This window comes from Mesorhizobium sp. B2-5-4 (assembly GCF_006441095.1).
Lineage (GTDB): Bacteria > Pseudomonadota > Alphaproteobacteria > Rhizobiales > Rhizobiaceae > Mesorhizobium > Mesorhizobium salmacidum.
Map to the genome: position 1 here is coordinate 60,563 of NZ_VFUR01000010.1, position 17,145 is coordinate 77,707.

General features: G+C 63.0%; 16 protein-coding genes and 1 tRNA gene. 7 read left to right on the top strand and 10 right to left on the bottom strand.

Annotation, left to right across the window (positions count from 1 at the left end; all coding sequences use genetic code 11):
* Positions 1–5: 5 nt before the first annotated feature.
* The 8 genes from FJ492_RS14750 to FJ492_RS14785 all read right to left on the bottom strand — a co-directional run bounded on the left by FJ492_RS14750 (position 6) and on the right by FJ492_RS14785 (position 8,832).
* Positions 6–695, bottom strand: coding sequence for a response regulator transcription factor (locus FJ492_RS14750; RefSeq protein WP_140504348.1), 690 nt, complete (start codon positions 693–695; stop codon positions 6–8).
* The gene (locus tag FJ492_RS14755) at positions 692–3,427 is read right to left on the bottom strand and encodes a sensor histidine kinase KdpD (RefSeq protein ID WP_140770611.1); all 2,736 of its coding nucleotides are present in this window, start codon (positions 3,425–3,427) and stop codon (positions 692–694) included. The genes FJ492_RS14750 and FJ492_RS14755 overlap by 4 nt, the downstream gene beginning before the upstream one ends.
* A 57-nt stretch (positions 3,428–3,484) precedes the next feature.
* Positions 3,485–4,048 (bottom strand): potassium-transporting ATPase subunit KdpC, encoded by a 564-nt coding sequence (gene kdpC, locus FJ492_RS14760; protein ID WP_140770614.1) that lies wholly within the window; start codon positions 4,046–4,048, stop codon positions 3,485–3,487.
* 11 nt (positions 4,049–4,059) lie between these two features.
* Entirely contained in the window at positions 4,060–6,153 is a 2,094-nt protein-coding gene (gene kdpB, locus FJ492_RS14765) for a potassium-transporting ATPase subunit KdpB (RefSeq protein WP_140770616.1), read from the bottom strand.
* Positions 6,150–6,389, bottom strand: a complete 240-nt coding sequence (locus FJ492_RS14770; RefSeq protein ID WP_246672608.1) for a hypothetical protein — start codon at positions 6,387–6,389, stop codon at positions 6,150–6,152. The genes kdpB and FJ492_RS14770 overlap by 4 nt, the downstream gene beginning before the upstream one ends.
* Positions 6,373–8,076, bottom strand: coding sequence for a potassium-transporting ATPase subunit KdpA (gene kdpA, locus FJ492_RS14775; RefSeq protein WP_140770618.1), 1,704 nt, complete (start codon positions 8,074–8,076; stop codon positions 6,373–6,375). Before kdpA ends, FJ492_RS14770 begins: the two co-directional genes overlap by 17 nt.
* A gap of 20 nt (positions 8,077–8,096) precedes the next feature.
* Entirely contained in the window at positions 8,097–8,186 is a 90-nt protein-coding gene (gene kdpF, locus FJ492_RS14780) for a K(+)-transporting ATPase subunit F (RefSeq protein WP_015315765.1), read from the bottom strand.
* A gap of 556 nt (positions 8,187–8,742) precedes the next feature.
* Positions 8,743–8,832, bottom strand: a tRNA-Ser gene (locus FJ492_RS14785).
* Between the two features lie 374 nt (positions 8,833–9,206).
* Between FJ492_RS14785 and FJ492_RS14790 the strand changes: the two genes are divergently transcribed.
* The 3 genes from FJ492_RS14790 (at position 9,207) to FJ492_RS14800 (ending at position 11,629) form a co-directional block, all read left to right on the top strand.
* On the top strand, positions 9,207–9,938 hold the full coding sequence (locus tag FJ492_RS14790) for a DUF2569 domain-containing protein (RefSeq protein ID WP_246676030.1): 732 nt from the start codon (positions 9,207–9,209) through the stop codon (positions 9,936–9,938).
* 133 nt (positions 9,939–10,071) lie between these two features.
* A complete protein-coding gene (locus FJ492_RS14795; RefSeq protein WP_140502918.1) occupies positions 10,072–10,395 on the top strand; it encodes a hypothetical protein in 324 nt (107 codons plus the stop codon).
* A gap of 244 nt (positions 10,396–10,639) precedes the next feature.
* Positions 10,640–11,629, top strand: a complete 990-nt coding sequence (locus FJ492_RS14800) for a BMP family ABC transporter substrate-binding protein (RefSeq protein WP_140502920.1) — start codon at positions 10,640–10,642, stop codon at positions 11,627–11,629.
* A gap of 62 nt (positions 11,630–11,691) precedes the next feature.
* Here the strand turns inward: FJ492_RS14800 and FJ492_RS14805 are convergent, their stop codons facing one another.
* Positions 11,692–12,090, bottom strand: a complete 399-nt coding sequence (locus tag FJ492_RS14805; RefSeq protein ID WP_140745255.1) for a hypothetical protein — start codon at positions 12,088–12,090, stop codon at positions 11,692–11,694.
* A 22-nt stretch (positions 12,091–12,112) separates the two neighbouring features.
* Positions 12,113–12,319 carry a SlyX family protein gene (locus FJ492_RS14810; protein ID WP_123151274.1) on the bottom strand — a complete coding sequence of 69 codons (207 nt, stop codon included), beginning with the start codon at positions 12,317–12,319 and terminating at the stop codon, positions 12,113–12,115.
* A gap of 216 nt (positions 12,320–12,535) precedes the next feature.
* Between FJ492_RS14810 and FJ492_RS14815 the strand changes: the two genes are divergently transcribed.
* From FJ492_RS14815 to FJ492_RS14830, 4 genes are read left to right on the top strand one after another with little or no spacing between them, the layout of a single operon-like run.
* Positions 12,536–14,068, top strand: a complete 1,533-nt coding sequence (locus tag FJ492_RS14815) for an ABC transporter ATP-binding protein (RefSeq protein ID WP_140770620.1) — start codon at positions 12,536–12,538, stop codon at positions 14,066–14,068.
* Positions 14,069–14,091: 23 nt separating this feature from the next.
* A complete protein-coding gene (locus FJ492_RS14820; RefSeq protein ID WP_140770772.1) occupies positions 14,092–15,036 on the top strand; it encodes a GIY-YIG nuclease family protein in 945 nt (314 codons plus the stop codon).
* Positions 15,033–16,172, top strand: a complete 1,140-nt coding sequence (locus FJ492_RS14825) for an ABC transporter permease (RefSeq protein WP_140502927.1) — start codon at positions 15,033–15,035, stop codon at positions 16,170–16,172. The genes FJ492_RS14820 and FJ492_RS14825 overlap by 4 nt, the downstream gene beginning before the upstream one ends.
* A gap of 1 nt (position 16,173) precedes the next feature.
* Positions 16,174–17,145, top strand: coding sequence for an ABC transporter permease (locus FJ492_RS14830; protein WP_140502929.1), 972 nt, complete (start codon positions 16,174–16,176; stop codon positions 17,143–17,145).

Sequence of the window (17,145 nt, forward strand, 5' to 3'; positions counted from 1 at the left end):
GTTATTCACTCGACACGCAGGCGGTAGCCGACCCCGGTCTCGGTGGTGATGTAGCGCGGCTGGTCGGGGGTTTTTTCGATCTTCTGCCTGAGCTGGCGCACATAGACCCTGAGATACTGCACATCTGTCGAATCGTCCCAAATCTGCTTCAGGATGAAGTGGTGGGTCAGCACCTTGCCGGCATGCTGCACCAGGATGCGCAGTATGTCGTACTCCTTCGGCGAGAGCTTCACCTCCCTGTCCTCGACCTTGACAATGCGCTTGACCAGATCGACGCTGAGGTCGCCGCTCTGGAAAACTGGCTTTTCGCCCTGTTGCTGGAACTTGTGGCGCAGCGCAACGCGGATGCGCGCCACCAGTTCGTTCATTCCGAACGGCTTGGTGACATAATCGTCGGCGCCGAGTTCGAGCGCGCTGACGATGCCGGCCTCGTCGGTGCGGCTGGAGAGGATGACGACGGGAATGTCGACGCCCTCGTCACGCCATTTGCGCAGCAGGTCGTGGCCCCCTATGCCGGGCAGGCCGAGATCGAGCAACACCAGATCCGGCTTTTCCTGTTCCATCAGCTCGATCGCCACCTTGGCGTTCGGCGCCTCGCTGACCCCGTAGCCCTGGCTGGCAAGGCCGACCCGCAGCAGCTTGCGGATCGGCGGCTCGTCATCGACAACCAGTATCCTGACATTCGAATTGGTCATCGAGGCTGGTCCACGCCGGGTTCGTCGCCGCGGTTGCCGACACCGCGCGCTTGCGCCGGCACCGGCATCCTGATGGTGAAGGCGGCACCGAGGCGGTCGGTCCGGTTGGCGGCCGCGATCGTGCCGCCCATCGCCTCGACGAAGCCACGGCAGATCGACAGGCCGAGCCCGGTGCCGGCGCGCACCTGATCACCCTTGCGCACCCGGTAAAAGGTGTCGAACACGCGTTCCAGGTCCTGCGCCGGAATGCCCGGCCCCTCATCCATGATCTGCACGATGACAGAGCCATTGTCGACCCAGGCCTGGAAGCGGATCGCCGAGCCCGGCGGCGAATATTTCGACGCATTGTCGAGAAGGTTGAACAGGACCTGCTCGAACAGCACGGGATCGAGCCTCAGCATCGGCAGGTCGGGCGGAATATCGACCTCGATCTTGTGTTCGCTGGCGATCTTGCGGGCACGGTCGAGTGCCGTACCGACGATATCCCCCAGATAGTGAAGGGCGTAATTCGGCTCCATCGCACCGGACTCGATCTTGGTCATGTCGAGCAGATTGGCGATGAAGCGGTTCAGCCGTTCCGATTCGTCGATCACCGTCGACAGAAGCTCCGCCCTGTCCTGCTCGGGCAGGTCGGGCGCGAACTCCTTGAGTGTGCCTGCCGCCCCCATGATGGCCGCGAGCGGCGTCTTCAGGTCATGCGAAATCGATGTCAGCAGCGCCGAGCGCAGCCGGTCGGCTTCGGCGGCCAGCTTGGCGCGGTCGACATCGGCGACGAGCTGGACGCGTTCGATCGCCACCGCCGCCTGGTCTGCCAGCGCGTCGAGCAGCCGCTGTTGCTCGGGCGTCAAAAGGGGGCCCTGCTTGTCATTGTCGAGACCGACGACGCCGATTGCCGTGCGTCCCGTACGCAAGGGAAGATAGAGGCGCTTGGCGCCGGGCAGCGTGTCGGCGCCGCGTCCGGCGGCACGGTTGTGCTCCCAGGCCCAGCGGGCGGCGGCGATGTCGGCCTCGGCCAGCGTGTCGTCGGGCGGATAGCCTGCCTTGACGGTGATGGTGCCGTCTTCCGGCAGCAGCAGCACCACGCGCAGCTTCAGCATCGAGGCTATCTGGAAGGCGGTGGCCCAGAGCACGTCATCGAGCGTGCCGGCGCCGGCGAGCTTCTTGGAGAAGAGATAGATGTCCTCGGTCGCCCGCGCCCGTGAGCGGGCGGCGGCGGCCTGACGCTGGACGCGCGCCGTCAGGTTGCTGGCGATGACGGCAACGGCGATGAAGACGGCAATCGCGACGATGCTCTCGGGATCCCGGATCGTCAGAGTGTAGCGCGGCTCGAGGAAAAAATAGTTGAAGGCAAGGACACTGAGGAAACAGGCGTAAAGCGCCGGCCAGAGACCACCGCCCACCGCCGAGGTCAGCACGGAGAGCAGGAAGACGATCGCCAGGTTGCGAACGTCGAGGAACTGGTCGAGAACAGTGCTGAGGGCCAATGATCCGGCAACGTAAGCCGTGGCGAGCAAATACGGCTTGGCCTGAAACTGCCTCTGCTCGGCTGCCGCGCTCACTCTCCTGGAAGGCGTCTCGGTGTCCCGCTCCGTTCCGGAGATGACATGGACGCTGATGTCGCCGGCATTGCGGATCAGATCATAGGTGAGCGATCCCTCGATCAGTTCCCGCCAGCGCGACCGGGTCGGCCTGCCGACCACGATGTGGGTGAAATTGTTCGCCGTCGCATGGCGAACGATGTCCTGCGCGACGCTCTGGCCCGGAATGGTCGTCACCTCGGCGCCGAGCTGCTCGGCCAGGCGCAGGAGTGTGGCGAGCCTGTCCTTGTCGTCCTCGGACATGCCGGCCGAGCGAGGCGTGTCGACATGAAGTGCCGTCCATGGCGCACGAAGCCTGTCGGCCAGCCTGCGTGCGTAGCGAATGCGGGCCGCCCCGCCCGGACGCGCATCGACGCAGACGAGAACCCGTTCCCCGGCAGCCCACGGTCCCTGGATGGCGTGGGACTGCATGTGGTTGAGCAACTGCTCGTCGACGCGCTGGGCGGTACGCCGCAGCGCCAATTCCCGCAACGCGGTCAGATTGCCCGGCGAAAAATAGTTCTCGACGGCACGCTGCGCCGTATTGGGGAAATAGACCTTCCCCTCCCCCAGCCGCTTGATCAGGTCGTCGGGCGTCAGATCGATGATTTCGACATCGTCGGCCTGGTCGATGATGGAATCGGGCACCGTCTCGCGCACCCTGACCCGCGTGATCTGGGCGACGACGTCGTTCAGGCTTTCGACATGCTGGATGTTGAGCGTCGTATAGACGTCGATGCCCCGCGCCAGGATTTCCTGGACGTCGAGATAACGCTTGGGGTGGCGGCTGCCGGGCGCGTTGGTGTGGGCGAGTTCGTCGACCAGGACCAGCGCCGGACGCCGGGCAAGGATGGCATCGATATCCATCTCGTCGAGGACACGCTCCCTGTAATCGACCTTGCGGCGGGCAATGACTTCATACCCCTCGACCAGGGCCCGGGTTTCCTTGCGGCCATGCGTCTCGACCACGCCGATCACCACGTCGACACCGTCGGCCAGCCTGGCACGGCCCGACATCAACATCTCGTAAGTTTTGCCGACACCCGGTGCCGCACCCAGGAATATGCGCAGACGGCCGCGCCCTTCCCGCCCGGCATGCTCTAGCAGCGCGTCGGGAGATGGTCTGTTTTCGACGTAGCTTCTGTTGTCCGGCATCGGGTCCGATCATGAATGGCGCCGGGGACCGTGTCGATCCCCGGCGCCGGCCATCACCTATTTCGCGGCATCCAGCGCTAGATTGAGAGCCAGCACATTGACCGCCGGCTCGCCGAGCGCGCCCAACTCCCGGTCCACGACCTGGCTGTCGACGAGCGCCTTGACCTTGGCTTCGTCGATGCCCCTTGCCTTGGCCACGCACGGAACCTGGAAATAAGCGGCCTCGGGGCTGATCTGCGGATCAAGGCCGCTGCCGGATGTGGTCACCAGGTCCATCGGCACCGGCGCATTCGGATTTTCCACCTTCAGCTTCCCGGCACCGTCCTTGATGCGCTCGATCAACTTCGGATTGGTCGGGCCAAGATTGGAGCCGCCCGAGGCGCCGGCATCATAGCCATTGCCCGCCGCCGAAGGTCGTCCGTGGAAATACTTGTCGCTGGCGAAGGCCTGGCCGATCAGTTCGGAGCCGACCACCTTGCCGTCCTTCTCGATCAGGCTGCCATTGGCCTGGCGCGGGAACAGCGCCTGGGCGATGCTGGTCATGCCGATGGGATAGACGAGCCCGGTCAGCACGGTGAAGAAGATGATCATGATGATCGCGGGTCTGATTTGCTTGAGCATCGGAATGATCCTTATGCAAGGCCGAGGGCCGTGATGGCCATGTCGATTATCTTGATGCCGACGAACGGCACGACGATGCCGCCGAGGCCGTAGACGAGAAGGTTGCGGCTGAGCAGCGCACCGGCGCCGATCGCCCGGTATTTCACGCCGCGCAGCGACAGCGGGATCAGCGCGATGATGATCAGCGCGTTGAAAATGATGGCCGACAGGATGGCGCTCTGCGGTGTCGCAAGGTGCATGATGTTGAGCGCCTGCAACGGGCCCGTCATTTGGCCTGGCGCGATGTAGAAGACGGCGAACATGGCCGGAATGATGGCGAAGTACTTGGCGACGTCATTGGCGATCGAGAAGGTGGTCAGCGATCCGCGCGCCATCAACAGCGCCTTGCCGATCTCGACGATCTCGATGAGCTTGGTCGGATCACTGTCGAGGTCGACCATGTTGCCGGCCTCGCGGGCGGCGACCGTGCCGGTGTTCATGGCCACGCCGACATCGGCCTGCGCAAGGGCTGGCGCGTCGTTGGTGCCGTCGCCGCACATGGCGACCAGCTTGCCCTTGGCCTGTTCGTCGCGGATCAGCTTCAGCTTGTCCTCGGGCGTTGCCTGGGCAAGGAAGTCGTCGACGCCGGCTTCCGCCGCGATGGCTGCCGCCGTCATCGGATTGTCGCCCGTGATCATCACCGTGCGGATGCCCATGCTGCGCAGTTCGGCGAAGCGCTCGCGGATACCCCCCTTGACGATGTCCTTGAGGTGGACGACGCCGAGCAGCCGCCCGTCCCTCTCGACCGCCAGCGGCGTGCCGCCCGATTTGGCGATCTCGTCGGCGATCGCCTGCAGGTCGCGCACGGTATCGCTTCCCGGCCGTGTGCCGTGTGTGGCTGATGTCGGCTGGCTGACATAGGTCAGAATCGAATCGACCGCGCCCTTGCGCACCGAAGAGCCGTCTACGTCGACGCCGCTCATGCGGGTCTGTGCCGTGAAGGGCACGAACGTGGCGTATAATGTCGCCATGTCGCGGGCACGGATGGCATATTTCTCCTTGGCCAGCACCACGATCGAGCGGCCTTCCGGCGTCTCGTCGGCGAGCGAGGCAAGCTGTGCCGCGTCGGCCAATTCCTGCTCGCTGACACCCCTGACCGGGCGGAACTCGGTCGCCTGGCGATTGCCGAGCGTGATGGTGCCGGTCTTGTCGAGCAGCAGCGTGTCGACGTCGCCGGCGGCTTCGACGGCGCGGCCCGACATGGCCAGCACATTGAAGCGCACCAGGCGGTCCATGCCGGCAATGCCGATGGCCGACAGCAGCGCGCCGATCGTGGTCGGGATAAGGGTCACGAACAGCGCGACGAGCACGGTCACCGAGATATAGCCGCCTGAGTAGGAGGCAAAGCTCGGGATGGTCGCGGTGGCCAGCACGAAGATCAGCGTCATGCCGACGAGCAGGATGTTGAGCGCGATTTCGTTCGGCGTCTTCTGGCGCTCGGCGCCTTCGACCAGCGAGATCATGCGATCGAGGAAAGTATGGCCGGCGGCGGCGGTGATGCGCACGCGGATCCAGTCGGAGAGCACCTGCGTGCCGCCGGTGACCGCCGAGCGGTCGCCGCCGGATTCGCGGATGACCGGCGCGGACTCGCCCGTTATCGCCGCCTCGTTGACCGAGGCGACGCCTTCCACCACCTCGCCGTCGGACGGGATAATGTCGCCGGCCTCGACGAGGACGATGTCGCCGACCTTCAAACCGGTGCCGGGCACCAGCTTGAACTTGGTGCGATCCTCGCCCGTCAAAAGCTTGGCCTGGGTTTCGGTGCGCGCCTTGCGCAGCGAATCCGCCTGCGCCTTGCCGCGCCCCTCGGCGACGGCTTCGGCGAAATTGGCAAACAGCACCGTGAACCACAGCCAGATGATGATCTGCAGCGTGAAGCGCAGATCGCCGCCACCGGTGACGAGGTCCTTGACGAACAGCACCGATGTCAGCGCCGACACGACGGCGACGACGAACATGACTGGATTGCGGGCCAGCGTGCGCGGATCGAGTTTGCGGAAGGCACCGCCGATGGCGGGCCACAGGATGCCGGCATCCATGATGCTGGCCGATTTTGACTGGCTCATTTTGAAGCTCCGGCTTCAGTATTGATGTGCGGCACCGATTGGTCGGATGCCGGAAAGAGATGAGGAAGCCCGTAGGCCAGCAGCCAGAGCGCGATCATGGCGGCGGCAAGCCCAAGAAATGTCGACAGGGTCGGGAAAGGAGGCGGCATTCCCTCCTTCCCCGGATCGGCCCGATGCCTGACATTGCGGCGCTTGTTGCTGAACCAGGACATGTCTGCCTCAGAATGTTTGTCCATGAATCGTTGCCAGGTGCTCGACGACAGGTCCGACGGCGAGCGCCGGGAAGAAGGTCAGGCCGCCGACGATGACGATGACGCCGACCAGCAGCCCGACGAACAGCGGGCCGTCGGTCGGGAAGGTGCCGGCCGAGGCGGGCACGGTCTTCTTCGCCGCCAGCGCGCCGGCGATGGCGAGCGCCGGTATGACGACCAGGAAACGGCCCATCAGCATGCCGATGCCGAGCGTGATGTTGTACCAGGGCGTGTTGCCGCTGAGGCCGCCGAAGGCCGAACCATTGTTGGCCGCCGCCGAGGTGTAGGCGTAGAGGATTTCGGAGAAGCCGTGCGGCCCTCCATTGGCGATCGACGCGACGGCGCTCGGCAGCACCACCGCGATGGCGGTGAAAACCAGCATCGCCAGCGGCAGGCACAGGATGGCCAGCATCGCCATCTTGACCTCCTTGGCCTCGATCTTCTTGCCGAGATATTCGGGCGTTCGGCCGACCATCAGGCCGGCGACGAAGACGGCGATCAGGATGAACATCAGCATGCCGTAGAAGCCGGCGCCGACGCCGCCGACGATGACCTCGCCGAGCTGCATGTTGATGAGAGGGATCATGCCGCCGAGCGCGCTGAACGAGTCATGCATGGCGTTGACCGCGCCACAGGAGGCAGCCGTGGTGATGACCGCGAACAGCGCCGAGAGCGCGATGCCGAAACGGGTCTCCTTGCCTTCCATGTTACCGCCGTCGATGCCGAGCGCATGCACCAGCGGATTGCCCGCGGCCTCCGCCCAATAGCAGACGGCGACGCCGGCGATGAACAGCACGCCCATGGCGGCCAGGATCGCCCAGCCCTGACGCTGGTTGCCGACCATGCGGCCGAAGACGTTGGTCAAGGCAGCGCCGACGACGAAGATCGACAGCATCTGGATCAGGTTGGAGATGGCATCGGGGTTTTCGAATGGATGTGCCGCGTTGGCATTGAAGAACCCGCCGCCATTGGTGCCGAGCATCTTGATGGCGACCTGCGAGGCGACCGGCCCGAGCGCGATCGTCTGCCTGGCGCCCTCCAGCGTGGTGGCGTTGACGTAAGGCCCGAGCGTCTGGGGCATGCCGAGCCAGACATAGACCAAGGTGAGCACGACGCAGAGCGGCAAAAGCACATAGAGCGTGGCGCGCGTCATATCGACCCAGAAATTGCCGATCGATCTTCCGGAAGCGCGGGCGAAGCCGCGGATCAGCGCGATCGCAATGGCAATGCCTGTGGCGGCCGAAACGAAATTCTGGACAGTCAGGCCAGCCATCTGCACGAGGTAGGACATCGTGCTTTCGCCGCCGTAGTTCTGCCAGTTGGTGTTGGTCATGAAGCTGGCGGCAGTGTTGAAGGCGAGCGCCGGGTCGACCGCGCTCATGCCTGCCGGATTGTAAGGCAGGCCGCCCTGCAGGCGCTGCAGCATATAGAGCACCAGGAAGCCTGCCAGGTTGAACAGCAGCAGCGCCACCGCATAGCTGGCCCAGTGCTGTTCCTCGCGCTCGCTGGTTCCGCAAATGCGGTAGAGCCCCTGTTCGACCGGGCGGAAGATCGGCGAAAGCGGCGTGCGATCGCCTTTGAAGACGCGGTGCATGTAGAAGCCGAGCGGCTTCACCAGCAAAACGAGGATCCCGCAATAGAGGATGATCTGTATCCATCCGTTGATTGTCATGGCCGTGGCTTTCCGTGCCTTCAGAAGCGTTCTGGACGAATGAGCGCGTAGGTGAGGTAGGCGAGCAGGAATAAGGTCACGCCACCACCGAGGATGTAATCGACAAGCATGGTTTGATCCTTCAGCCTAAATTCTGTCGCAAGCTTTGACGTAGACGATGGACAGGGCGAAGAACAAAACCCCGATCCCGAGAACAATGACGTCCATGATTGCCTTCCTTGCTTTCACTGTCTTTCGGCCACAATCGAAGAGGCCAAAAACCGCTCGCGCTTGTTCGTCGCCTCGATGGCGATGGCATTCAAAGCTTCTGTCGGCGTGTTATATGGACCCGATCGCCATAAAGGTTCGAGACGGGACGGAGGGCAAAGAAATAGGAATCTTATAAAGGTTTCGGGGTAGGCGGCGGGCCACCGGCGATAGAGGGTCGCCTTCGACGACTACCAGCGAGCCACGGTTTGGAGGTGGCACCGACTATCAGGCGGCGTATTGTGAAAGCGGCAAAGGACCATCCCAAGCCAACGCCAGGCGGGAATTGCGGCCTAACGCAGTGACGCGCTGTAGGATGCTGTTGCACGCAGTCGCATCCAATGGCATTTCCAATGACAGGGCTTCTTGGCGGGCAAGGTTTGAAAAATTTTCAAATTACTCAGGAAAGTCAGGTTGTTATGGCGGAGAGAGCGGGATTCGAACCCGCGTTACGGTCTCCCGTAAACACACTTTCCAGGCGTGCGCCTTCAACCACTCGGCCACCTCTCCGTCCTTGCATTTTTCGCGTTGGCCGGTTTCGCCGCGCGGGTTGGGGACAATGCAGTCCCTTCAGGGAGGCCGGTACGCGATATCAGCGCCGTGGGTGCCGCCAACCAGCGAACACCTTCCCTTCGCACCTGAGCCGTCAAAGCAACAGGCGCGGGGCTCATCTAGTCGATCCCGCGCCGAATGCCAAGCCATAACGGCGGTCTATTCGCTTTGCCGGCCACACACAGCTTCGCCAAGCTGCGTCGCACCCGTTTTTCAAGCCGCCACCGCCCGAATGATGTGCACAGCCATGGCCGTAGGGCCGGCCGCGCTTGACTTCGCCGCGGCCCACCTGTCGAGTGAAGCGGAGGCTTTGCGGGGGGCATCGTCCGGAGATGTCTTCAAGCAGTGAAAAACCGGGCGGAACGCCGGACAGTGGACAGGCGCCGACAGGGCACCCGGACAGCGGGCTGTCCTACGTGCCGGTGGGCTGGCTCATCTTCGTCATGGCTTGGTCGGTCTACGGCCTGGCCTCGGCCTGGTGGCTGACCGGCAATTCCGGCCTGCCGGACAGGATCTTCTATTTCCTCCTCGGCGGGCTTGCCGTCGACATCATCACCATTCTGTGGGGACTCTACCTTCTCGGCCTTGCCTTTGGCCGCTCGGCGCGTTTCCCGCGCCGCTTCATCATCTGGCAGGTGACGACCATCGTCTGGGTGCTGGCGAGGCTGGCTTATGTGCTTGCCGTGCCCGATTTCGTCTTCTCCGCCAGGAGCTTGCTCATAGGCGGCGCCGAAATCGCCATCGGCCTGCTCTGCATCTATCTGCTGCGCCGCGGCTCCGGCGTCGAAGGCGTCTATGCTAGGCAGCAAGCCGAAGCGCCATCGGTCTTCGTTTCCATCGTCGCTGCCTTGCTCGGCATCATCCTGGGCGCGGTCATCGGCGCCGTTGGCGGCTTCCTGGCTGGCTCTGTGATCGCCGATGTCGCCGAGGTCAGTTGCTTCGAGGGCGGCTGCGGCTACTTTGCCGCCTTCATCGGCTTGGCCGGGCTGGTGGTCGGCGCCATTGCTGGGGGCATTCTTGCCGTCTTGCTCGTTCACCGCCGCCGGCGCGAGCCGGCCGCATAGGGTTCAGCAAGCGCGGGGCTTCAAATTCGCGTATCCCGATTGCGGACAAGCCGCACGCATTCTATTTCTGGTTTCGGGACATATGCCGGAGGTCTCCTGGTTGGCGTCCAGGAGGGACCGGGGGAGAGCCTTGATGTTTCGCTTCGTCTTTCGTCTTGCAGCCATGGTCGCGCTGTCGGTTTCCGTCATCATGGCGGTGCTCGACACGACGCGCACGGTGGCGGCTTCTGCCCTTGTGCTGACCCCCCTCAACGCGAGCTGGCTGGCCGTCTCGCCGGACACGCGGGCCGCCTTCGAAGGCTTCGTCCGCACCAAGGCCAGTCCGCTGCTGTGGGATGGCGTCATCGCCTGGGTGCTCAACCAGCCGGGCTTTGCCGTATTCGCGGTGCTGGCCTTCCTGCTTTACGCCATCGGCTACCGGCGGCAGCGGCGCACGGGACAGTTCGCGGCGAACTGACCCATCGCCTGCACCATTCCGGCCGCCTCCTCACGGCTTGCACACAAGGTCAGATCGCTGTGTGGCTTGCCCGTGGCACGCTTTTCCAAAAGGTCAAAATTCCGCGTGAATTTTGTTTCGGGCCGTGCCAGATTGCCCGGGAGCGGGAGGGGAATACACTCCTGGCTGACGTCGTTTGCCGGCCGGAGAACCGGGCAGGCAGGCGGTGCGTAACGGAAAAAATAACCGACAGGGTGTGGATCACATGAAACGTATCGTTCTCGGCCTCCTGGCCGCAACCGCAATGGTTCTTCCGGCTTTCGCCGCGGATGTCCAGCCGGCCATCCTTTACGATCTGGGCGGCAAATTCGACAAATCCTTCAACGAGGCTGCCTATCACGGCGCCGAGAAGTTCAAGACCGAGACCGGCACCCCCTATGTCGAGTTCGAAGTGTCGAACGCCTCGCAGCGCGAGCAGGCGCTGCGCCGCTTCGCCGAGGACGGCCACAACCCGATCGTCATGGCCGGCTTTGCCTGGGAGGATGCGCTGAAGAAGGTCGCGGCCGAATACCCGGACCTCAACTTCGCCATCATCGACGATGCCGTCGACCTGCCCAATGTCCGCTCGCTGGTGTTCAAGGAGAATGAAGGTTCCTATCTCGTCGGCATCATGGCGGCGATGGCGTCGAAGTCGAAGAAGGTTGCCTTCGTCGGCGGCATGGACATCCCGCTGATCCGCAAGTTCGAATGCGGCTATGTCGGCGGCGCCAAGTCGGCCGGCGCGACCGACGTCATCCAGAACATGACTGGTGACACGCCGGCGGCGTGGAACGATCCGGCCAAGGGCGGCGAGATCGCCAAGACGCAGATCGACCAGGGCGCCGACGTTGTATACGCGGCCGCCGGTGGCACCGGCGTCGGCGTGCTGCAGGCAGCGGCCGATGCCGGCAAGCTCGGCATTGGTGTCGATTCCAATCAGAACGGCCTGCAGCCCGGCAAGGTGCTGACCTCGATGCTGAAGCGCGTTGACGTTGCCGTCTACACCGCCTTCATGGACGGCAAGAACGGCACCTTCAAGGGTGGCGTCGAGAATCTCGGCCTCAAGGAAGGTGGCGTCGACTACGCCATGGACGACAACAACAAGGCGCTGGTAACGGCCGAGATGAAGGCGGCGGTCGAAAAGGCCAAGGCCGACATCATCGCCGGCACGGTCAAGGTCCACGACTACACCGCCGACAACGCCTGCCCCTATTGATCGGCGGCGCCATACGGCAATGACTGGAACCGCCGGGCAATGCCCGGCGGTTTTGCATCGGCCTATAGCTTGCCGGCCAAGTAACCGAGGGCGAAGACCACTATCAGCCCGATGGCAATGACGTACCCACGCCGGCCGCCAGGCGCGTGCACGCCGACGCCGTGTGGTGGCCGGGACAGGCTTCGGATCACTGTCGGTGACCTGGCATCGTTGCCGCCCAGGCCAACGCTGCGCATTTGCGGCAATTCGGCGAGGCGTTGCGCAACCAGCGCCCAATGATTGGCGCCTGCTGGTTTTTCGGTGCGATCGAAAACATGCATGCGTTCGGCGAGCTGCACCACCGCGTCGCGGAAGGCAGGATCGATCTCGAGATCGCGCTCGGCCCGCTCGCGCTCGGCATCGTTCATCAGGCCGAGCACATAGTCGCCGGCCCTCGCGATGCGGTCGCTTTCACCGGCCATGGCCAGGACCCTCCCCTTTTGCTCACCAGTGTGGCGGTTTGGTCACTGGCACGTCCGGTGCCGCCTGCTCTTCGAGCGCCAGGAAGCGGTCGGTCAGCGCATCGAGCTTGCGCTGCATGCGTTCGATCACCTTCCACTGCTCGGCGATCTGGCCCGACAGCTCCTCGATGGTCTTCTCCTGCTCGGCGGCGCGGATTTCCAGCGTCGTCAGCCGGTCGGCGGGCATGATCATGCAAAGTCCTCAGTTTTGTACCGCGACACCTTGCGCCGCAATGTCAAATCGACCTCCGCATATTAGCGGATGCGAGAGCTTCGGCCACGTTCGAAATTGACAAGCGCGCGGGGATTTGTCGAGAGTGGAGGCTGCTCCGGACAATTGGCACGGGCGGAGCGTCATGCTAGGCGTCTTGACCAAGCGATAAAAAATAAGAGTGGGACGGGCTGCATGGCGCAAGCCGCAATCGAACTGATCGGCATCAACAAGAGTTTTGGCGCGGTGCGCGCCAACCGCGACATCAATCTGGAGATCGCGCGCGGCACCATCCACGGCATCGTCGGCGAGAACGGCGCCGGCAAGTCGACGCTGATGTCGATCCTCTATGGTTTCTACCAGGCCGATAGCGGGGAGATTCGTGTCGGCGGCCAGCCGGCGTCGATCAAGACACCCAACGACGCGATCGCGCTCGGCATCGGCATGGTGCACCAGCATTTCATGCTGGTCGACAATTTCTCGGTGCTGGAGAACATCATCCTCGGCGCCGAAACCGATGCGCTTCTGAAGAGCAGCATCGCCAAGGCGCGCTCCGAGCTTGACCGGCTGGAGCGCGAATACGGGCTGGAAGTCGATCCCGATGCGATCATCGAGGAACTGCCGGTCGGCCTGCAGCAGCGTGTCGAAATCCTGAAGGCGCTTTATCGCGGCGCCGAAATCCTGATCCTCGACGAACCGACGGGCGTTTTGACGCCGGCCGAGGCCGACCACCTGTTCCGCATCCTCCGGCAATTGAAGGAACAGGGAAAGACGGTGGTGCTGATCACCCACAAGCTGCGCGAGATCATGGCCATCACCGACGCCGTGTCGGTGATGCGTCAGGGCACGATGGTGGCGACCCGGGAGACCAGGAAAACCACTGTCGAGGAACTGGCGGAACTGATGGTCGGGCGGCGCGTGCTGCTGAGGGTCGAGAAGGGCGAGGCCGAGGCCGGTGCCGTCAAGCTCGTGGTCAAGAACCTGACGGTCAGGGATTCCCGCGGCGTCACCATGGTCGACGACGTCTCCTTCGATTTGCGCGCAGGCGAGATCGTCGGCATCGCCGGCGTCGCCGGCAACGGCCAATCCGAACTGCTCGAGGCGATTTCCGGCATCAGGCATGCCGTTTCCGGTTCCGTGATGCTCGAGGGCAAGCCGATCGATCTCACCGGCAAGGCCGATCCCGGCGAATTGCGCGACCGCGGCCTCGCCCACGTGCCGGAAGACCGCCATCATGTCGGGCTGGTGCTGGCCTTCGAGGAGAACGAGAATTCCATCCTCGGCTACCATGACGATCCCCGCTACCTCAAAGGACCGTTCCTCAACATCGATGCCATCATGGCCGATGCCAGGGACAAGATCGAGAAATACGACATCCGTCCCGGCAATCCGCGCCTGAAGACCGCCAATTTCTCCGGCGGCAACCAACAGAAGATCGTGCTCGCACGGGAAATCGAACAGGACCCGGGCGTGCTGATCGTCGGCCAGCCGACGCGCGGCGTCGATGTCGGCGCCATCGAATTCATCCACAAGCGCCTAATCGCCATGCGCGACCAGGGCAAGGCGGTGCTGGTGGTCTCGGTCGAGCTCGACGAGATCCGTTCGCTTTCCGACCGCATCCTGGTGATGTTTGCCGGCCGCATCGTCGGCGAGCGCGGCCCCGACGCGACCGAAGGCGAGCTTGGCTTGCTGATGGCCGGTGTCGAACATCAGGAGGCCGCACTTTGAGCACCGTTGGGCGAACGGTGAGGATGTTCTTGGTCGACGGTACCCCATCCGGGATAGTAACCGCTGAAATAATGAACTGGACCGGGCATGCGCTCCTTGCACCGCGGAGTGAAATAGGACGCATTCGAAAGCGGCCTGAGTCTCAAAAAACAGGCATTTACTTTTTGCTGGGTGAAGTGGCTACGTCTTCGGAGAAACGCTCGGTTTATATTGGGGAAAGCGACGATGTCGGAAGGCGGATCGAGCAGCATGCATCGTCGAAGGAAGAGGATTTCTTTGAAAGATTTTGCATATTCACAAGCAAAGACGCAAATTTAACTAAGGCGCATGCGAGATACCTAGAAAATAGGTTGAATTCTATATCTGGAGACTCAGGAAGAGCTACTTTACTTAACAGTAACACTCCGCCAGCAGGCAATCTTCCGGAATCTGATATTGCTGATATGGAGTTTTTTATCTCTCAGATAGAAATCGTATTGCCAGTACTTGGGTATGACTTTCTCAAGGGGCGCCCGTCAACCATAAAAGCCAAGCCATCTGTAGAAGGTTTTTTTGTAGACAGCCCTGAAACCAATAGCAACGGAGACAATACAGCCAGCGACGTCACACAGCTTCGATTGGTTGATCCGAAGACGGGGGTCGATGCAACCGCAGTTCTGAGCGGCGGCGAGTATCTGGTCTTTCGCGATTCGTCAGCGAGAGCTAAGGTGGTGGATTCTCTAGCCAAGCACTTGAGTGGCTACAATGCTCTACGAAACTCGCTAATTGACGATGGATCTTTGATCCCCCATCCGACTCGCAGCGATATATTGATTTTCAGTAGAGATGTTGCCTTCAGAAGTCCGAGTGCGGCGTCGGCTGTCATCTTAGGCCGCAGTGACAACGGCCGTTACTCTTGGAAGGTTGTAGGTACCGGAGAGAACTTGGCCCAGTATCAATCCAGAAAGATAGCCGAGGCCGCGCAATGAGCACCCCTTACGCCAAATTGCCGGCCTGGGCCGATTATGGGCTGATCCCGCTGATCAACCTGTCGGTCGCCTTCATCGTCGCCGGTTTCGTCGTCATGCTGGTCGGCGAAAACCCGCTCCGCGCCGCCGTCATCCTGGTCGAAGGCGCCTTCGGCAAGGGCACAGGCATCGCCTTCACCCTGTTCTATGCCACGACTTTCATATTCACCGGGCTTTCGGTGGCGGTGGCGGCGCATTGCGGCCTGTTCAACATCGGCACCGAGGGACAGGCCTACATCGCCGGCCTCGGCATCGCCATCGTCTGCCTTTCCTTCGACAGCACGCTGCCCTGGTGGCTGACATTTCCGCTGGCCATCGTCGCTTCGGCGCTTGTGGGCGCATTGTGGGCGCTGATCCCCGCCTACCTGCAGGCCAGGCGCGGCTCGCACATCGTCATCACGACGATCATGTTCAACTTCATCGCCGCATCGATCATGGTCTACCTGCTGGTCGGCCCGTTGAAGCCGGCGGGCTCGCAGGCGCCACAGACGCGTAACTTCCTCGCCGGCGCGGAACTGCCGAAGCTAAACTGGATCATCGAACTGTTCGGCGCCAAGATCCGCTCGGCGCCGCTCAATGTCTGCTTCCTGCTGGCGCTGGTGATGGCCTTCCTGGTCTGGCTGCTGATCTGGCGCACCAGGCTCGGCTACGAGATGCGCACCTATGGCCACAGCCCGAAGGCGGCTCGCTATGCCGGCATTTCGGAAACCCGCATCATCATTACCGCGATGATGATCTCGGGCGCGTTGGCCGGCATGATGGCGCTCAATCCGGTGATGGGCGACCAGCACAATGTCGCGATCGACTTTGTTTCGGGCGCCGGTTTCGTCGGTATCGCCGTGGCGCTGATGGGCCGCCTGCATCCGGTCGGCATCGTGCTGGCGGCGATCCTGTTCGGTATGCTCTACCAGGGCGGTGCCGAACTCGCCTTCGAGATGCCGGCGATCAGCCGCGACATGATCGTCATCATTCAAGGGTTGGTCATCCTCTTCGCCGGCGCCCTGGAGCACATGTTCAGGCCCTATATCCAGGCTCTGTTCGCTTCGTTCAGCCCGAAATCGGTGGGCATGCAGGCGGTCACCGGGAAGGGTGCCTGAAATGGATATCTTCAACGCAATCATCCAGGTGCTGGACTCGACCATCCGCCTGTCGGTGCCGCTGCTGCTTGCCTGCCTCGCCGGCCTCTACTCGGAGCGGGCCGGCATTTTCGACATCGGCCTCGAAGGCAAGATGCTGGTCGGCGCCTTCGCGGGTGCTGCCGCGGCTTCCGTGTTCCATTCGGCGCTCATCGGTCTCGGCATGGCGATCCTGATCTCTGTCGCCTTCGCACTGGTGCACGGCTTTGCCTCGATCACCCATCGCGGCAACCAGATCGTTTCAGGCGTGGCGATCAACTTCGTCGCCGCCGGATCGACCATCATCCTTGGCCAGGCCTGGTTCCAGCAGGGTGGCCGCACGCCGGCGCTGCAACCGGGCGAGCGGTTCGAGGCGATCATCTGGCCTGGCGCCGACGCGGCCAGGGACGTGCCTGTCATCGGTCCGATCTATGCCGAACTGATCTCCGGCCACTCGATCCTCGTCTATTTCGCCTTTGCGATGGTGCCGTTCACCTGGTGGGTGCTGTTTCGCACGCGCTTCGGTCTCCGGCTGCGCGCGGTCGGCGAAAATCCGGCCGCGGTCGACACCGCCGGCATCTCGGTCGCGTGGCTGCGCTACCGCGCGCTGATCTGCACCGGCATCCTCACCGGCGTCGCCGGCGCCTATCTGTCGATGGTGCAGAATGGTGGCTTCGTGAAGGACATGACCGCCGGCAAGGGCTACATCGCGCTGGCCGCGCTGATCTTCGCCAAATGGAAGCCGGTCAACGCCATGTTCGCCTGCTTGCTGTTCGGTTTCCTCGACGCGGCGTCGATCCGCCTGCAGGGGACACCGCTGCCCATTGTCGGCAAGGTGTCGGTGCAGTTCATGCAGGCCCTGCCTTATGTGCTGACCGTCATCCTGCTCGCCGGCTTCATTGGCAAGGCCATCCCGCCGCGTGCCGGCGGCGTGCCTTATGTCAAGGAACGCTAA